The 15,560-nt window shown below is 59.7% G+C and carries 15 protein-coding genes, 2 tRNA genes and 1 pseudogene; 8 read left to right on the top strand and 10 right to left on the bottom strand.

Features of this window, described 5'->3' with window-relative positions; all coding sequences use genetic code 11:
- Window positions 1-156 precede the first annotated feature (156 nt).
- Complete coding sequence (locus tag FS804_RS05810; RefSeq protein WP_144575531.1) at window positions 157-1,065, bottom strand: MBL fold metallo-hydrolase; 909 nt, start codon at window positions 1,063-1,065, stop codon at window positions 157-159.
- Window positions 1,066-1,268: 203 nt separating this feature from the next.
- On the opposite strand from FS804_RS05810, the gene FS804_RS05805 reads away from it, so the two are divergent.
- Window positions 1,269-1,343 (top strand) — tRNA-Gln (locus tag FS804_RS05805).
- 12 nt (window positions 1,344-1,355) lie between these two features.
- On the opposite strand, the pseudogene FS804_RS25130 reads toward FS804_RS05805, so the two are convergent.
- The 3 genes and pseudogenes from FS804_RS25130 to FS804_RS05790 all read right to left on the bottom strand — a co-directional run.
- A pseudogene (locus tag FS804_RS25130) lies at window positions 1,356-1,516 on the bottom strand (type II toxin-antitoxin system RelE/ParE family toxin); the annotation flags it as partial.
- A 65-nt stretch (window positions 1,517-1,581) separates the two neighbouring features.
- Entirely contained in the window at window positions 1,582-3,234 is a 1,653-nt protein-coding gene (gene mqo / locus FS804_RS05795) for a malate dehydrogenase (quinone) (protein ID WP_246665851.1), read from the bottom strand.
- A gap of 466 nt (window positions 3,235-3,700) precedes the next feature.
- The gene (locus tag FS804_RS05790; protein ID WP_063950822.1) at window positions 3,701-4,126 is read right to left on the bottom strand and encodes a hypothetical protein; all 426 of its coding nucleotides are present in this window, start codon (window positions 4,124-4,126) and stop codon (window positions 3,701-3,703) included.
- A 264-nt stretch (window positions 4,127-4,390) separates the two neighbouring features.
- On the opposite strand from FS804_RS05790, the gene FS804_RS05785 reads away from it, so the two are divergent.
- Both FS804_RS05785 and FS804_RS05780 read left to right on the top strand, forming a co-directional pair.
- Window positions 4,391-4,467 (top strand) — tRNA-Pro (locus FS804_RS05785).
- A gap of 152 nt (window positions 4,468-4,619) precedes the next feature.
- Window positions 4,620-4,817 (top strand): hypothetical protein, encoded by a 198-nt coding sequence (locus FS804_RS05780; protein WP_144575528.1) that lies wholly within the window; start codon window positions 4,620-4,622, stop codon window positions 4,815-4,817.
- 75 nt (window positions 4,818-4,892) lie between these two features.
- Here the strand turns inward: FS804_RS05780 and cysN are convergent, their stop codons facing one another.
- The 3 genes from cysN to FS804_RS05765 are packed head-to-tail and all read right to left on the bottom strand — an operon-like array spanning window position 4,893 to window position 8,152.
- Window positions 4,893-6,374, bottom strand: a complete 1,482-nt coding sequence (gene cysN / locus FS804_RS05775) for a sulfate adenylyltransferase subunit CysN (protein ID WP_186376670.1) — start codon at window positions 6,372-6,374, stop codon at window positions 4,893-4,895.
- Complete coding sequence (gene cysD / locus FS804_RS05770) at window positions 6,374-7,327, bottom strand: sulfate adenylyltransferase subunit CysD (RefSeq protein ID WP_144575522.1); 954 nt, start codon at window positions 7,325-7,327, stop codon at window positions 6,374-6,376. Before cysD ends, cysN begins: the two co-directional genes overlap by 1 nt.
- Window positions 7,328-7,354: 27 nt before the next feature.
- Entirely contained in the window at window positions 7,355-8,152 is a 798-nt protein-coding gene (locus FS804_RS05765; RefSeq protein WP_144575519.1) for a phosphoadenylyl-sulfate reductase, read from the bottom strand.
- 204 nt (window positions 8,153-8,356) lie between these two features.
- Between FS804_RS05765 and FS804_RS05760 the strand changes: the two genes are divergently transcribed.
- The 5 genes from FS804_RS05760 (at window position 8,357) to FS804_RS05740 (ending at window position 13,254) form a co-directional block, all read left to right on the top strand.
- Window positions 8,357-8,797: an Rrf2 family transcriptional regulator gene (locus tag FS804_RS05760; RefSeq protein ID WP_063950826.1), complete on the top strand. Its 441-nt coding sequence runs from the start codon at window positions 8,357-8,359 to the stop codon at window positions 8,795-8,797.
- A gap of 458 nt (window positions 8,798-9,255) precedes the next feature.
- A complete protein-coding gene (locus FS804_RS05755) occupies window positions 9,256-10,281 on the top strand; it encodes a sulfate ABC transporter substrate-binding protein (protein ID WP_063950827.1) in 1,026 nt (341 codons plus the stop codon).
- 198 nt (window positions 10,282-10,479) lie between these two features.
- Window positions 10,480-11,337: a sulfate ABC transporter permease subunit CysT gene (gene cysT, locus FS804_RS05750; RefSeq protein ID WP_144575515.1), complete on the top strand. Its 858-nt coding sequence runs from the start codon at window positions 10,480-10,482 to the stop codon at window positions 11,335-11,337.
- Window positions 11,330-12,202, top strand: coding sequence for a sulfate ABC transporter permease subunit CysW (cysW, locus tag FS804_RS05745; protein ID WP_144575512.1), 873 nt, complete (start codon window positions 11,330-11,332; stop codon window positions 12,200-12,202). Before cysT ends, cysW begins: the two co-directional genes overlap by 8 nt.
- A gap of 11 nt (window positions 12,203-12,213) precedes the next feature.
- Window positions 12,214-13,254 carry a sulfate/molybdate ABC transporter ATP-binding protein gene (locus tag FS804_RS05740; protein WP_144575509.1) on the top strand — a complete coding sequence of 347 codons (1,041 nt, stop codon included), beginning with the start codon at window positions 12,214-12,216 and terminating at the stop codon, window positions 13,252-13,254.
- A gap of 521 nt (window positions 13,255-13,775) precedes the next feature.
- Here the strand turns inward: FS804_RS05740 and FS804_RS05730 are convergent.
- The 3 genes from FS804_RS05730 to FS804_RS05720 form a co-directional block, all read right to left on the bottom strand.
- Complete coding sequence (locus FS804_RS05730) at window positions 13,776-14,141, bottom strand: helix-turn-helix domain-containing protein (RefSeq protein ID WP_144575507.1); 366 nt, start codon at window positions 14,139-14,141, stop codon at window positions 13,776-13,778.
- Window positions 14,138-14,419 (bottom strand): DUF6516 family protein, encoded by a 282-nt coding sequence (locus tag FS804_RS05725; protein ID WP_144575504.1) that lies wholly within the window; start codon window positions 14,417-14,419, stop codon window positions 14,138-14,140. Before FS804_RS05725 ends, FS804_RS05730 begins: the two co-directional genes overlap by 4 nt.
- A 61-nt stretch (window positions 14,420-14,480) precedes the next feature.
- Window positions 14,481-15,494 carry an NAD(P)H-quinone oxidoreductase gene (locus tag FS804_RS05720; RefSeq protein WP_186376669.1) on the bottom strand — a complete coding sequence of 338 codons (1,014 nt, stop codon included), beginning with the start codon at window positions 15,492-15,494 and terminating at the stop codon, window positions 14,481-14,483.
- Window positions 15,495-15,560: the final 66 nt, after the last annotated feature.

The raw sequence follows: 15,560 nt of genomic DNA, 5'->3' as shown, positions 1-15,560 counted from the left end.
GGGGCTGGCTCTCGGTATATCTCTACCCGCGCCCCCTCATCCCGCTGCCGCGGACTTCTCCCGGCGGGGAGATGAAACAGGTGGCATCCGCTCGTTCCCTATCGAACAGGGCGTAATCGGCGAAAGCATCTTGAGAATTCGCGCCTTAAAACCCGGTCACGCCGGAAAATACTCGCCCAGCAGCGAAGGCGCGCCATCCGTCCGCACTTCGCCCTTTTCGATCAGATCCTCGATATGCGCCAGTACGGAAAGTGCGGCCGCGCCATGCAGACGCTTGTCGGTGCTGGCATAGATCACCTTCACCATGTCGGCGATCAGCCGGTCGCCGTCCCGGATACGTTTCAGCACCGCCTTTTCCCGCATGCGGCGGTGGGCGCGCAAGCCGCGCATGAAGGCGGCGGGATCGGTGACCGGGCCGCCATGGCCAGGCAGAAACAACCGGTCGTCGCGGGCAAGCAGCCGCTCCAGTGAAGCCATGTAGTCGCTCATCGCCCCATCCGGCGGGGCGACGATGGTGGTGGCCCAGGCCATGACGTGATCGGCCGAAAAGACGATGCCGCTGCCCTCCAGCGCAAAGGCAGCGTGGTTGGCGGTGTGGCCCGGCGTATGCAGCGCCGTCAATGTCCAGCCATCGCCGGAAAGGCTCTGCCCGTCGCCAAGCGCGATGTCAGGCACGAACGCCGTATCGGAACTTTCGGCAAAGGGGTTGGTCTCGCCCACATGCAGCGGCCGGGCGGCGCGGTGCGGGCCTTCCGCCACCGTCAGCGCCCCGGTCGCCTGCGCCAGCCTGCGGGCAAGCGGCGAATGATCGCGATGGGTGTGGCTGACGAAGATGTGCGTGACTTCGCGGCCTTCGAGCGCAGCCATCAGCGCCTGAAAATGCGCCTCATCCTCCGGGCCGGGATCGATGACGGCAACGGAGCGGTCGCCAACGATATAGGAGTTGGTGCCATGGAAGGTAAAGGCGGAAGGATTGTTGACGGTGATACGCTGGACGAGCGGGGCGACAGGGACCGCCTCGCCATAGGCCGGCTTGAAATCGAGATCGAATGCCGGGTCCGCCATCGAGACCTCCTGAATGAATGCCATGCCGCCCGTGCAGACGACACCCGCCGCACAATCGCCAAGCCCTATCATGCTGCCCGCGGCCGGGCACCCAAAAAGCTTGTATTTTGTGAAAAAATTGCTCGCCGGGTCATTGCCGCGCCGGTCCGGCTTTGCTAATCAGGCGCGGTTCGGGCAGCGGCGTTTCGCTTACACTGCCCTGTTGGGGCGTCGCCAAGCGGTAAGGCACCGGTTTTTGGTACCGGCATTCCCAGGTTCGAATCCTGGCGCCCCAGCCATCTATCCCCAAGTCAAAACAGTATCCGCAGATCCCGGCGACCGTACTGACGCGAACTATTTCCACGGATCGTATATTGTCGCCATCGGTATCCGGCACGGTTTCGTAGAGAATGATATAAAGCGCTTCAACCAGCATGCGGGCGGGTGGAAAAATTTCCGGGTGGCGCTCGCCTTCAACAAAAAACGCCGCGCATCCAGAGACACGCGGCGTCCAATCTTAAATCTCGCGACGATGCCTTAAAGCGCGATATCCGGCACCTTCTTCACCGGCGCGCCCGCAGGGGCCGAGCCAGCTGCCTTCAGCGCCTCAAGGTCGATCTGCGGCGGGGTCGGCAGTTGCAGGTGTTCGGCGGTGTAGGCCCATTCCTCACGTACCTTTTCCGGGTCGTCATTGAGCTTGGTGCCATAGCTCGGCACGATCTGGCGGATCTTGGCCTGCCATTCCGGTGTTGCCACCTTGTCCTTGAAGACCTTTTCCAGAACGCTGAGCATGATCGGTGCGGCGGTGGAGGCGCCCGGAGACGCGCCGAGCAGGCCGGCGATGCTGCCGTCCTTGGCGGAAACCACTTCGGTTCCGAGCCTGAGCACGCCGCCTTTTTCTTCGTCGCGCTTGATGATCTGCACGCGCTGGCCTGCCTGCCAGAGACGCCATTCGCCCTGCTTGGCATTCGGGAAATATTCCTTCAGCGCAGCAAAACGGTCGTCATCCGACATCATCAACTGGCCGGCGAGATATTCGACCAGCGGATATTCATCGACGCCGACGCGCACCATCGGCCAGGCATTGCTGGTCGTTACCGAGGAGACGAGATCGAAATAGGAACCTTCCTTCAGGAACTTGGTGGAGAAGGTGGCGAAAGGTCCGAAGAGGATGACGCGCTTCCCACCCAGAACGCGGGTATCCAGATGCGGAACCGACATGGGCGGCGAGCCGACCGAGGCCTTGCCATAGGCCTTGGCCAGATGCTGCATCGTCACGTCGGGGTTTTCGTTGATGAGGAACGAGCCGCCGACAGGGAAACCGGCATAATCATCGGCTTCCGGAATGCCGGACATCTGCAGCAGATGCAGCGCGCCGCCGCCGGCGCCGATGAACACGAATTTCGCATCCACCACCTGTTCGGCATCGGTCTTCGTGTTGGTATAGGTCACGCGCCAGCTGCCATCGGCATTACGCTGGATGTCGGAAACCTCGCTGTTGACCTGCAGGTCGAAATTCCGGTCGCTCTGCAGATGCGAGACGAACTGGCGGGTGATTTCGCCGAATTCCATGTCGGTGCCGAGCGGCGACCAGGTTGCGCCGATCTTCTGGGAAGGATCGCGGCCTTCCATCATCAGCGGCACCCACTTCTTGATCTGCTCGGGATCGGTGGAGAATTCCATGCCGGCGAAGAGCGGGCTCGCCTTCAGCGCCTGATAGCGCTTTTCCAGATAGGCGACGTTCTCGTCGCCCCAGACGAAGCTCATATGCGGCGTGTGGTTGATAAAGGAGCGCGGGTTCTTCAGAACGCCGTTGCGAACCTGCCATGCCCAGAACTGCCGGGAAATCTGGAAGGATTCATTGATGTTGACGGCCTGGGAAATCTTGATGTTGCCCTTGTCGTCTTCAGGCGTGTAGTTCAGCTCGGCAAGCGCGGAATGGCCGGTGCCGGCATTGTTCCAGCCGTTGGAGCTTTCAAGCGCCACGCCATCCAGCCGCTCCAGCATCTGCATCGACCAGGTGGGCTCCAGTTCGCGCAGCCACACACCGAGCGTCGCGCTCATGATGCCGCCGCCGATGAGGAGAACGTCGACCTTCTTGGCAGTCGTATTTGCGAGAAGCGGCGAAGAGGGCAGCGCTGCAACGGCAAGTCCGGCAAGCGCGCCGCCCAGAACCTGTCTGCGGTTCATTGGCAATGCCTGGGAAAGGGAGTTGTCCGCAGAGAGATCAGTGAGCTGGGATTTGTCTTGTTCGATGGGAGTCACGGCCGTACCTGATTCTTGTTATGTGTCAAAAACACTCCTCCCGGCCGCCCCGTTATAGCAAAGCGGAAAGTGGCACAACCCGGCCTGGACCATGTCAGTTCAGGTGATCTTGCACGGCATCAGAGGTCGTTTTCCATTATCGGGCAGGCATGGTTCTCTTGCCGTTGGGCAAATTTTGTTTGGTACGACGGGAAGGCGGCAGTTTCAAACGGTTGAATGGCGCCCTAATGCCGGGATGTGGCGAAAAGACATCGAAAGCCAGGAAGCAGCATTGAACCGCTTCAGTCCGGTGTCGAGCGCCAGTTTTTCGCGACTACGACAAAAAATCTCAAAAAAGTGAAAAGGCCCGCCGGTCGGGCGAGCCTTTTTTTGATGTGTCTCGTATGAGAGCTTAGTTCGCGGCGAGGAACTCCGCGCAGTAGCTCGGGCCATTGACGCCGGGGCGGTCGGAGACCGTGCGGACGGCGGTGATCTTGTAGTCGCTGGAAACGACGAGCTGTACGGTGCAGGAGAGCGAGGCGGTGCGGGCGGGCGAGATCTGGCGACCCTTCTTGCCGTCCTTGCCTTCTTCGAACTTCGCCGGAATGGTGGCCTTCTTGTAGCCGCCGCGCCAGTTATAGACCGTGGAGCTGCCGGTTTCCGTGTCGCTGAGCGGTGGGCCGAATTTTGCAAAGAAAATGCCGGCGGACTGGCCGACCCAGCGGGTTTCGACAGGGCTCTTCTGGGTGAAAGAGGGGGTGGTGGAGCTGCCGTTGGATGTGGTGCAGGCGGAGAGCGTAATGGCAAACGCTGCAAGCGTTACGCTGCGAAAAAGCATGGTGAAATGTCCTTTGTGCCGTGTCCGGCTTTCCGCCGGTCATTCCGTTCCCCTAGCAGATTTGACGGCGGCGGGCAGGGGAGGTGCACGAATTGACGAAAATTTCCTGCCACAATTGCTTTTTTGTAACGTTTTTTACCGCCCAGCCCCGGCTCATTGGTCATGGCCACGCAGGTTTTCATGGATGGACAAAACTTGTCATAAAAAATACGCCAAGCCGCTTGTCGAACGCCGGAGGCTGGTCTATAGAAGCGCCGCTGGTCACGGAGTGTAGCGCAGTCTGGTAGCGCACCACGTTCGGGACGTGGGGGTCGGAGGTTCGAATCCTCTCACTCCGACCAGCTTGAAGCTTTCCCGATGCTTTCCCCACAAATTACAGCGTTTGACTGCTTTATTGTCGCAGATAAAGTTCGTTTGGAAATGGCTATTGAGCGGGCAGGATGCGGCCAAAGGCCATCGCCGGTTTCAGCGCGACCTGGACGGATGACCGGATATGAAGGTTTCCATCGTTGTGCGCGCGGCCGGCAATTTCGCACATCCGAAGCCAGACCATGATCTAGGGAACGCAACCGCGCCTCAGCCGTTATCTAACCAGACAACAATGGAGGATAACATGCTGAAGGGTATCGCACTGTGGGCTATGGGTGTACCGGTTTTCGTGATCATTCTGCTTTATATGTTCGTGTTTTAAGCCGCACCCGACACTAGATACAAACCAAAAAGGCGACCGCTCGGCGGTCGCCTTTTGTCGTTATGGAGGACGCCGTCAGTTCAGATCGTCGATCAGCCGCGACGCGGTCGCCGCATCGGTTCGGCGGATGTCGATCTCGTCCCGGTGGCGTGCCAGCAGCTCGCTTGCCAGCAGCTTTTCCGCAAGACCGGCGGGAAGCGAGAGAATGACGCGGTCGCCCTGTTCCTCTGTCGCACCCACGCTGCGCTTGGCCGATATCATGCCGCCCGCAACCGTGTTGTTGGTGTCGGGGTCAATCAGGATGAACGAGCCCGTTGCGCGGTTTTGTTCGTAGGAATCGAAGATGGCGGTCTCATCGAAGGAAAGCCGTACCTTGCCGATGGCGTTCATTGGCAACGACGTCTCATGCGCCTGCCATTCGCCTTCCTTGAGGTTCAGCTGGCTGACGGGCTGCACACTGACACGCTGGCGACGGCTTCCGCTTTTCAGCCAGTAGCGCTTGCCTGCCTCGATGCCTCCGGGCTGCAAAGCCACGATCTGCGCGTCGAAGGCAAGGCCCGTTTGTGGCTGGGCCTCGATGGAAGCGATCATGTCGCCGCGCGACACATCCACCTGACGATCAAGAACGAGAGTGACGGCATCGCCTGCCACGGCGGCATTGCGCACCAGATCGAAAGTGACGATCTGCTTGACGTTGGCGACCATGCCAGAAGGCAGGATGACGACGCTGTCGCCCGGCTTCACCGAACCGCCGGCGACCGTGCCCTGATAACCGCGGAAGCTCTCGCCCGGACGCGAAACGCGCTGCACGGGAAAGCGGAAGCCGCCCGATTGCGCGGAGCGGACGGTCGCCAGTTCCAGCGTTTCCACCAGCGTCGGGCCTTCATACCAGGGCATGGAGGCCTTGCCTGACAGAACGACGTTTTCACCCTTCAGCGCCGACATCGGAATGGCGGTGATCTGCTTGATGCCGAGATCGGATGCGAAATCGCGGAACTCGTGGGCAATCAGTTCAAAACCGGCCTTGTCATAATTGGTCAGGTCGATCTTGTTGACGGCCAGCACGAATTGCCGGATGCCCATCAGCGCCGCGATGGTAGCGTGGCGGCGCGTCTGCTCCAGAATGCCGGTGCGGGCATCGACGAGCAGCACGGCCAGATCGGCGGTGGAAGCGCCGGTCGCCATATTGCGGGTATATTGTTCATGGCCGGGCGTGTCGGCGACGATGAAGGCGCGCCGGTCGGTGGCGAAATAACGATAGGCGACATCGATGGTGATGCCCTGTTCGCGCTCCGCCTGAAGGCCATCCAGCAGCAGTGCGAAATCAGGCAGGCCGAGATCGTTCTGCTTGCCGCTATCGCGGTGCAGCGTTGCGGCCTGGTCTTCCTTGACGGCCTTGGTGTCCCAGAGGAGACGGCCGATCAGGGTCGACTTGCCGTCATCCACGCTGCCGCAGGTGATGAGACGCAGCGGGCGGGTGTCGCGCGCTGCTTTCGAATGCTCGGCGAAGGGCAAAATGGTGGCCGTGGAAATGTTGGTGGTGGCAGAAGCGGTCATCAGAAATAGCCCTCGCGCTTCTTCTTCTCCATGGAACCGGACTGGTCGCGGTCAATCGCGCGGCCCTGACGTTCGGATACGGTGGCGATTTCCAGCTCTGCAATCACATCCTGAAGCGTCGCCGCCTCGGAACGGATCGCACCTGTGAGCGGGAAGCAACCGAGCGTGCGGAAGCGGATCGAGCCACGCTTGACCTCTTCGCCGGGCAAAAGCTCCAGGCGCTCGTCCTCGGCAAGGATCATCATGCCGTCCCGCTCGATATAGGGGCGCTCGGCGGCGTAATAGAGCGGCACCAGCGGAATGTTTTCCGCCTCGATGTAACGCCAGATGTCGACTTCGGTCCAGTTGGAGAGCGGGAAGGCGCGCACGCTCTCACCCTTGCGGACCATGCCGTTATAGATGTTCCACAGCTCAGGCCGCTGGTTGCGCGGGTCCCATTTGTGGTCGGGCGTGCGGAAGGAATAGATGCGTTCCTTGGCGCGGCTCGCCTCCTCGTCACGGCGCGCACCGCCAAAGGCGGCGTCGAACTGGCCGGCATCCAGCGCCTGACGCAGCGCTTCCGTCTTCATGATGTCGGTGTAAAGCGCCGAGCCATGGGTGAAGGGCGTGATGTTCTCCGCCGCACCGCGCGGATTGGTGTGGGAGATCAGCTCCAGATCGTATTCCCTGACGATATTGTCGCGGAATTCGATCATTTCCTTGAACTTCCAGCCGGTATTGACGTGCAGCAGCGGGAAGGGAATGCGCCCGGGGAAGAAGGCCTTGCGCGCGAGATGCAGCAGCACGGACGAGTCCTTGCCGATGGAATAGAGCATCACGGGCTTGTCGAATTCGGCTGCGACTTCGCGAAAGATATGAATAGCTTCGTTTTCAAGCGCCTTCAGATGGGGATCGAGCGGCGGCTTGGATGCGACAGTATTCTTGCTGTCCGTCTCGTGGACTGCGTTGGACATTGTGAACTCCGGGAATGTACTGAATGATTATCGTTGCGGGATGGCGGAGGTAGCGGAGGTCTGCTCCGCACCGGCGACGTGAAGACCGCATTCGCGCTTCTCGTCGTTTTCCCACCACCATCGTCCGGCGCGCTCAGGCTCACCGGGCTTGATGGCGCGCGTACACGGCTCGCAGCCGATGGACGGGTAACCGCGCTGATGCAACGGATTGACGGGAATGTTTTCCTCGGCGACATGCGCCTTGATGAGATCGATATCCCAATCAGCCAAAGGGTTGATCTTGATGAGATTGCGATCCGCATCGAATTCGGCAAACGGCGTCGTGGCGCGGTTGCCCGACTGGCCGCGGCGGAGGCCGGTGATCCAGAAGGCGGCACTATCAAGCGCCTTTCCGAGCGGGATCAGCTTTCTGACATGACAGCAGGCGTGGCGCGCTTCAACGCTTTCGTAAAAACCATTAAGGCCGTATTTTTCGACATAGGCGTCGATATCGTCCTGCTCGGGACGGAAACGACGGATTTCGATGCCGAAACGCTCCTCGGTTTCGTCGATGAGATCGACGGTTTCCTTGAAAAGACGGCCGGTTTCCAGCGTGACAACGTCTATCGGCAGGCGATGGGTGCCGATAGCGGCAGTGATGACCTGATCCTCGATGCCAAGGCTGGTCGTGAAGACCGCGCGCCCGCCAAGGCCGGCGATAAACGAGAGCCGACCCGCCAGATCGAGCCCGGCAAGCGTGCCGTCCAGGGAAGCGGCATCGGTAGAGGCATTTACTGAATTAATGGTCGCTGAATTGATGTTCATTGTCACGTCCGGGATTTCCATGGCCGATTATTGTTGAAATCGGCCTCTTGGACGAGAAATGACAGTCTTTGTGCGCTGCACTTCAGAGCAAAAATGCCTCTCGCGCGCGTGCTATGAGCAAAAGATGCCCGTTCACCTTGTTCGCAGCCTGGATTTGAATTGTGACAACTTCTGCGCTAAGCCGTGATTGCCGGGTATCCGGGCTTGTGATCTACTGGTTTTACGATGATTTCGCAGAAGGCAAAATATGCGCTGAGGGCGCTTCTTTCGCTGGCCAAGGCCGACGGCGGCTACCCTGTGCAGATTTCCGACATTGCCCGCGAACAGGCCATTCCGAAAAAGTTTCTGGAGCAGATCCTTCTCGAAATGAAGAAGGAACGCCTTGTCGAGAGCCGGCGCGGCAAGCAGGGTGGTTATCTTCTGGCGCGCCCGGCGGATGATATCACCTTCGGCGAGGTGCTGCGGCTCATCGACGGCCCCCTTGCTCCTCTGCCTTGCCTCTCACAGACCGCCTATCGCCGCTGCGAGGATTGCGATGGCGAGAAGCAGTGCGAGATCCGTCACGTCTTTGCCCGGGTGGCCGATGCGACACGTAACATCCTTTTTAACACCACCGTTGCAGATGCGGTGGCTGGGGTGGAAGTGCCCGAGCTTTTGACAGCCTGACACTCGTCTTTTTTCACGTTTCGCTGTCGAGAGTTTGCAACGAGGGCTCTCAAACTGTCCGTCATCCGGCCTTGAGCCGGAATCCAGCCGACGCGCGTCTGCGCGGCGAAACGACTCCTTCAGCCCAAAGACTTGGGCTGGCTGGATTCCGGCTCAGGGCCGGAATGACGGAGAAGGAGATTGTAATGATCCCCCCTGCCTGTTCCTTCCAAACGAAAAAATCGTCTAAAACCGCCTAATATTTTTCGCCGTCGCGGCAAAAAACCGGCAAAAATGTGAAACGCTTTTGCATCCGGCAAAGTTTTACACGACGCTTGTTGCGCCTTTCGCTTATGCTGCGCTGTATTTGTTGCCCGTGGAAACGCTCAAGGGAAACACTTTTTCGATCGTATTCGGCCTCATTGACCAACTCTACTCAACCAGTAGAGTTAAGCCATCGCAATCAGGAGGGAATACCGATGTCCAAGCTTCTGTCCGGTTTGAGCGTTGTCGCGCTCAGCCTCTCACTGGCACTTGGCGCAGCTGGCTCGGCCGCCGCGCAGACCAAGCTGCTGAACGTGTCCTATGATCCCACCCGTGAACTCTACAAGGATTTCAACGAGGCTTTCGCCAAGAAGTGGAAGGCCGACACCGGCGAAGACGTCACGATCCAGCAATCGCATGGCGGCTCCGGCAAGCAGGCGCGTTCCGTGATCGACGGTCTGGAAGCCGACGTCGTGACGTTGGCGCTGCAGAGCGACATCGACGCCATCGTCCAGAACTCCGGCAAGATCAACAAGGACTGGCGCGGCCGCCTGCCGCATAATTCCTCGCCTTACACCTCCACCATCGTTTTCCTCGTTCGCAAGGGCAACCCCAAGGGCATCCATAATTGGGGCGATCTGGTGAAGGGCGACGTGCAGATCGTGACGCCGAACCCGAAGACCTCGGGCGGTGCGCGCTGGAACTATCTGGCGGCCTGGGCCTGGGCGAATGAAGAGTTCAAGGGTGACCAGGACAAGATCAAGGCCTATGTCGGCGAACTCTACAAGCGCGCCCCGGTTCTCGACACCGGTGCCCGTGGTTCCACGGTCACCTTCGCACAGCGCCAGATCGGCGACGTGCTGCTCGCCTGGGAAAACGAAGCCTATTTGGCCGGGCAGGAATTCGGTGCCGATGCCTTCGATATCGTCGTTCCGCCGATCTCTATCCTGGCCGAGCCGCCGGTCGCCGTGGTTGACGCCAATGTCGACGCCAAGGGCACCCGCAAGGCGGCCGAAGCCTATCTGCAATATCTCTATTCCGACGAGGGCCAGAATATTGCGGCGAAACACTTTTATCGTCCGTCGAACCCGGCCGTTGTCTCCAAGGACCTGCTGAAGCAGCTGCCCGATATCAAGCTCGTCACCATTGACGACCCGATCTTCGGCGGTTGGGCTAAGGCGCAGCCGGAACATTTTGGTGACGGCGGCATCTTCGACCAGATTTACAAGCCCGCGAAGTAAGCGGATGATGGGGTGAAGCGTCGCTACCCCGCCCCATGGGACAAGACAAATCAGAACCTGATCGACCGGAGCCATGCCGGTCGATACTTTATAATAAGCGCCGGGGGAATACCGGCTCCCAGAGAGCACCTCCAGGACAGGCAGACCTCGGTTGACGGTCCCGGAAATGTTCAAAAACTAAGATTATCCGGAGCCTTGATGAGCAACAATATTTCCAGAAGCAGGTGGAAGTGGCGGCAATCGAGCGTCATACCGGGCTTCGGCCTGACGTTTGGTTACACCGTCACCTATCTGTTTCTCATCATTCTTATTCCGCTGGGCGGCCTTGTCTGGTCCACGGCGAAACTCGGTTTTGCAGATTTCATTGCGATCGCCACGGATAGCCGAACGCTGAATGCGCTGCGGGTCAGCTTCGGCACGGCGTTCCTTGCCGCATTGGTCAATGTGGTCTTCGGCGTCATTGTTGCCTGGGTTCTCACGCGTTACCGTTTTCCCGGCCGCCGCTTCGTGGATGCCATTGTCGACCTTCCCTTTGCGCTTCCAACGGCGGTCGCGGGTATTGCGTTGACGGCGCTTTACGCCAATCGCGGCTGGGTCGGTTCGCTGTTTGAACCTTTGGGTATCAAGATCGCGTTCACGCCGACCGGCATCGTCATCGCGCTGATCTTCATCGGCCTGCCCTTCGTGGTGCGCACGGTGCAGCCGGTCATGGAGGAGATCGACCGGCAGGTGGAGGAGGTGGCGGCAACGCTTGGCGCCAACCGTTTCCAGACCATCACCCGCATTCTGCTGCCGAGCCTCACACCCGCCATCCTCACCGGTTTCGCGCTCGCTTTTGCGCGCGGCGTGGGCGAATACGGCTCGGTCATTTTCATTGCCGGCAATATTCCGTACGTGTCGGAAATCGCGCCGCTCCTCATCGTTATCCGGCTGGAGGAGTTCAATTATGCGGCGGCCACCGGCATCGCCACCATCATGCTGATCATCTCCTTTGCCATGCTGTTCCTCATCAATCTCATTCAGGCCTGGAGCCGCAGGAGGTACGGATATGTCTGACACCGCATCCCGTGCCACGCCGCGACCGTTCCGCGACCCCGCCAGTGAAGGCTTGGCCGCGCGACTGGCGCTCATCGCCATTGCATTTGTCTTCCTCGCCGCCTTTCTCGTCCTGCCGCTGGTTTCGGTCTTCTTCGAAGCCTTCCGCAAGGGCACGGAAAGCTTCTGGGAGGCGATCGTCGAGCCGGACGCGCTCTCGGCCATTCGCCTGACGCTGCTCGTCGCCGCCATTTCGGTGCCGCTCAATCTGATCTTCGGAGTGATGGCTGCCTGGGCGATTGCGAAATTCGAGTTCAAGGGCAAGGCGTTCCTGATCACGCTGATCGACCTGCCATTCTCGATCTCTCCGGTTATCTCCGGCCTCGTCTATGTCATCCTGTTTTCCTCTCACAGCGTGCTCGGGCCATGGCTGAAAAGTTACGGCATCGAAATCCTCTTTGCGGTGCCGGGCATCGTGCTCGCCACCATCTTCGTGACCTTTCCCTTCGTCGCGCGTGAGCTCATCCCACTGATGCAGGATCAAGGCAATGGCGATGAGGAGGCGGCGATTTCGCTTGGTGCATCGGGCTGGCAGACCTTCTGGTACGTCACGCTGCCGAACATCAAATGGGGCCTGCTGTACGGCGTGCTGCTCTGCAACGCCCGCGCCATGGGCGAGTTCGGGGCCGTCTCCGTCGTATCTGGCCATATTCGCGGCGAGACCAACACCATGCCGCTGCATGTCGAGATACTCTATAATGAGTACAATATCGGCGCATCCTTCGCCGTCGCGACGCTGCTCGCCGGTCTGGCTCTGGTGACCCTCGTTCTCAAAACCATTCTCGAAATACGCTTTGGCGCGGGCAACGCAGCCGGCAAGCATTGAAAGGCATCTTCATGGAAGTGAAAGTTTCCGGCATCACCAAGCAGTTTGATCGCTTTCCGGCGCTGAACGACGTGTCGCTCAACATTCGCTCCGGCGAGCTGATCGCACTGCTTGGTCCTTCCGGTTCCGGCAAGACGACGCTGCTGCGTCTCATCGCCGGCCTCGAACAGCCAACGCAGGGCCAGATTTTCTTCGGCGACGAAGACGCGTCACACCGCACGGTGCAGGAGCGCAATGTCGGTTTCGTGTTCCAGCATTACGCCCTGTTCCGCCATATGACGGTGGCCGACAACATCGCTTTCGGCTTGAAAGTGCGCCCCTCCGCCAGCCGCCCGCCGAAAGCGGAGATACGCAAACGCGTGTCCGAACTTCTCGACATGGTCCATCTCTCCGGCCTTGAAAAGCGTTATCCCACGCAGCTGTCCGGCGGCCAGCGCCAGCGCGTGGCGCTCGCCCGCGCCGTCGCCATCGAGCCGAAGGTGCTGCTTCTCGACGAGCCTTTCGGCGCGCTCGATGCCAAGGTGCGCAAGGAGTTGCGCCGCTGGTTGCGCGAATTCCACGACCGCACCGGCCACACCACCGTCTTCGTCACCCACGATCAGGAAGAAGCGCTGGAACTGGCCGACCGCGTCGTCGTCATGAGCCAGGGCAAGATCGAGCAGGTCGGCACAGCAGACGATGTCTACGATACGCCGAACTCCCCCTTCGTCTTCTCCTTCATCGGCGAATCCTCCAGCCTGCCGGTCACGATCCGTGATGGCCATGTGCTGTTCCAGGGCGAGAGCATCGGCGTAAATGAAAGCGGCGCAGGCGAGGGCGAATTGTTCTTCCGGCCGGAAGACGTGGTGCTGACGGACGAGAAGGACGCGCTTTACGGCAAGGTCACCACCTGTCGCCGCCTTGCCGGCACCCGCATCGCCGAAATCGACATCGCCAATAACGGTCATGAGCCCTATCACCTCGAAATCGAAGTGCCGCTCAACGCCGCCGTTGCGGTGGGTGCCGAACTGCGGTTCCGCCCGACGCGGTGGAAGGTGTTCGGGAAGAGGTAGGGAGAGGTGACCGCAGTTGGCGGTCGATGATTTTGTCGCTGCCCCCACTTCTCCGTCATGCCGGCCTTGATCCGGTATCCAGCCAGCCCAAGTCCTTGGGTTGAAAGAACTCCTCTCGTCGCGCAGCCGCGCGCCGGCTGGGTGCCGGGTCAAGCCCGGTATGACGGAAGAGACATTTCACCAGTAGCATCGAGCATAGAGCTTGCCGCACCGGCACTCGAGGCGCAGATCTCCCCAATACTCGAAGAAATACGCAGAAACGGAAAAGGGCCGCCTAAGCGACCCTTCCATGAGTTTGGTCCTGTTTACAGACCCGGGACTGTTTCTCAACGTTCCGAAGGCAAAAGAGATTTACAACGAGGGCTGCCCCGTCGCAAAACCACCCTTTCCATTGCCTGCACCAGAGACCGAAATCTCACTAGACATTGGATCACCTCCTTCCGATACGTTGAACATAAATAGAAGGTAGTACGATTCGTGGGTAATGCAAGAGGGATTACTTCTTGGGGGACGCCCGACACCTATGCCGCATCCGCGGCCTTCACGTCGAATTCGAAGTGGATGCTGTCATAAGGAAACTCGATGCCAGCCTCGTTCCGTTCAATTATGCCCGCATGGAGGAGCGACGTCACATCGCGATGAACGGCCTGTACGTCCCGTCCGACCCGACGGGCAACCTCCCGGATAGAAAGCGGTCCCTGTCCGCCCAGAGCTTTGACGATGGCAAGGCGAAGCGGCGCGAGAATGCGGTGCAGGTCCTCATAGCTTGAAAATTCGACAGACGGTTTCGCCTCCACCGGCTCTCCAGACATGGCCAGATTACCGGCGGCAACAAAGCGGCTCTTGATATCCTTGATCGTGCTGAGACGGATGGTGAGTGCGGTCATGACAAAATCCTTTCCATATCCGCCTGAAAAGCATCGAACAGGGCTTCGAGCGTGGTGAAGGCGATGGTGTCTTCACGCCCGTCCATGTGACGATGATCGCCTTTGCCGCGTTCATTGTCATAACGCAGAACACATTCCCCTTTGATCACCAGCGCCAGCCGATATTTGAACGGGTGAAGACTTCCGGGAACAGGCTCAGGCAGATGCCACAGGACAACCTCAAAGAAGGTCGTCTCGTTGATCACTTTGCGCGTCTTTTCGAGCAGAACGGCCTTCATGTTGTTATTCTTGACAACACTTTGCTGTGTTGTCAATGAAAACAACGATCTTGCTCAAACGTCACGACACCCGCATCACGATCTTGCCGATATGGCTGCTGCTTTCCATTAGCCGGTGCGCATCCACGACCTCGTCAAGCGTGAAGATCCGATTGATGACAGGTGCGACCTGCCCGCTTTCGATGAGCGGCCAGACCTGCTCGACAAGCTCATCGCGGATGGCGCGCTTCTCGTCGGTAGTGCGCGGCCGCATGGTGGAGCCGGTGACGGTCAGGCGTTTGACCATGATCGGGCGTAGGTCGACCTTTTCGGCCACGGCACCCCCCAGGAAGGCGATGATGGACAGGCAACCGTCCTTGGCGAGTGCGGCAAGATTCTTTTCGAAATAGGACGCGCCGATCATGTCGAGAACCACATCGACGCCCTTGCCGCCGGTTTCGGATTTCACGACGTCAGCGAAATCCTCCTCGCGGTAATTGATTGCGCGCTTGGCGCCGAGCTTCACGCAGGCCTCGCATTTTTCCGCCGAGCCCGCCGTTGTATAAACCTCCGCGCCAAAGGCTTTCGCAAGCTGGATCGCCGTCGTGCCTATGCCACTGGTGCCGCCGTGGATGAGCACGGTCTCACCTTCCGTCAGGCCCGCCATCTGGAACAGATTGGCCCAGACGGTGAAGAAGGTTTCCGGCAGGGCGGCGGCCTTGACGGCATCGTAGCCTTTGGGAAAGGGCAGGGCCTGGCCGGCGGGAACGGCGCAATATTGCGCATAACCGCCGCCATTGGCGAGTGCGCAGACCTTGTCGCCCAACTTGAATTCAGTGACCCCTTCGCCCAGCGCCACCACCTCTCCGGCAACTTCGAGACCCAGGATCGGACTTGCATCTTTTGGCGGAGGGTAGGTGCCCTGTCGTTGTGCGACGTCGGGGCGATTGACCCCAGCCGCTTCGACCTTCAGCAGAACCTCGCCTTTTGCGGGCCTCGGCAGCGGCGCTTCCGACATCGTCATGACCTCCGGGCCACCATGGGACGGCAGGTCAATGAAGCGCATTGTTTCGGGCAGGGTCGTCGTGTCGGGCATGGCCAGGGGCACCTCCTTGCGTATCAGCGATGCCTCAAGATGTAGGTTATATGGTCGCGCGATGGA

Source organism: Agrobacterium sp. DE0009, from assembly GCF_007680755.1.
GTDB lineage: Bacteria > Pseudomonadota > Alphaproteobacteria > Rhizobiales > Rhizobiaceae > Agrobacterium > Agrobacterium tumefaciens_B.
This window is presented reverse-complemented; position numbering and strand designations above follow the sequence as displayed.

What these genes read in the sequence shown, in the direction of transcription:
- FS804_RS05810 (WP_144575531.1), bottom strand. Translation starts at nt 1,065, where the DNA reads ATGGCGGACCCGGCATTCGATCTCGATTTCAAGCCGGCCTATGGCGAG.
- mqo (WP_246665851.1), bottom strand. Translation starts at nt 3,234, where the DNA reads ATGAACCGCAGACAGGTTCTGGGCGGCGCGCTTGCCGGACTTGCCGTT.
- FS804_RS05790 (WP_063950822.1), bottom strand. Translation starts at nt 4,126, where the DNA reads ATGCTTTTTCGCAGCGTAACGCTTGCAGCGTTTGCCATTACGCTCTCC.
- FS804_RS05780 (WP_144575528.1), top strand. Translation starts at nt 4,620, where the DNA reads ATGAAGGTTTCCATCGTTGTGCGCGCGGCCGGCAATTTCGCACATCCG.
- cysN (WP_186376670.1), bottom strand. Translation starts at nt 6,374, where the DNA reads ATGACCGCTTCTGCCACCACCAACATTTCCACGGCCACCATTTTGCCC.
- cysD (WP_144575522.1), bottom strand. Translation starts at nt 7,327, where the DNA reads ATGTCCAACGCAGTCCACGAGACGGACAGCAAGAATACTGTCGCATCC.
- FS804_RS05765 (WP_144575519.1), bottom strand. Translation starts at nt 8,152, where the DNA reads ATGGAAATCCCGGACGTGACAATGAACATCAATTCAGCGACCATTAAT.
- FS804_RS05760 (WP_063950826.1), top strand. Translation starts at nt 8,357, where the DNA reads ATGATTTCGCAGAAGGCAAAATATGCGCTGAGGGCGCTTCTTTCGCTG.
- FS804_RS05755 (WP_063950827.1), top strand. Translation starts at nt 9,256, where the DNA reads ATGTCCAAGCTTCTGTCCGGTTTGAGCGTTGTCGCGCTCAGCCTCTCA.
- cysT (WP_144575515.1), top strand. Translation starts at nt 10,480, where the DNA reads ATGAGCAACAATATTTCCAGAAGCAGGTGGAAGTGGCGGCAATCGAGC.
- cysW (WP_144575512.1), top strand. Translation starts at nt 11,330, where the DNA reads ATGTCTGACACCGCATCCCGTGCCACGCCGCGACCGTTCCGCGACCCC.
- FS804_RS05740 (WP_144575509.1), top strand. Translation starts at nt 12,214, where the DNA reads ATGGAAGTGAAAGTTTCCGGCATCACCAAGCAGTTTGATCGCTTTCCG.
- FS804_RS05730 (WP_144575507.1), bottom strand. Translation starts at nt 14,141, where the DNA reads ATGACCGCACTCACCATCCGTCTCAGCACGATCAAGGATATCAAGAGC.
- FS804_RS05725 (WP_144575504.1), bottom strand. Translation starts at nt 14,419, where the DNA reads ATGAAGGCCGTTCTGCTCGAAAAGACGCGCAAAGTGATCAACGAGACG.
- FS804_RS05720 (WP_186376669.1), bottom strand. Translation starts at nt 15,494, where the DNA reads ATGCCCGACACGACGACCCTGCCCGAAACAATGCGCTTCATTGACCTG.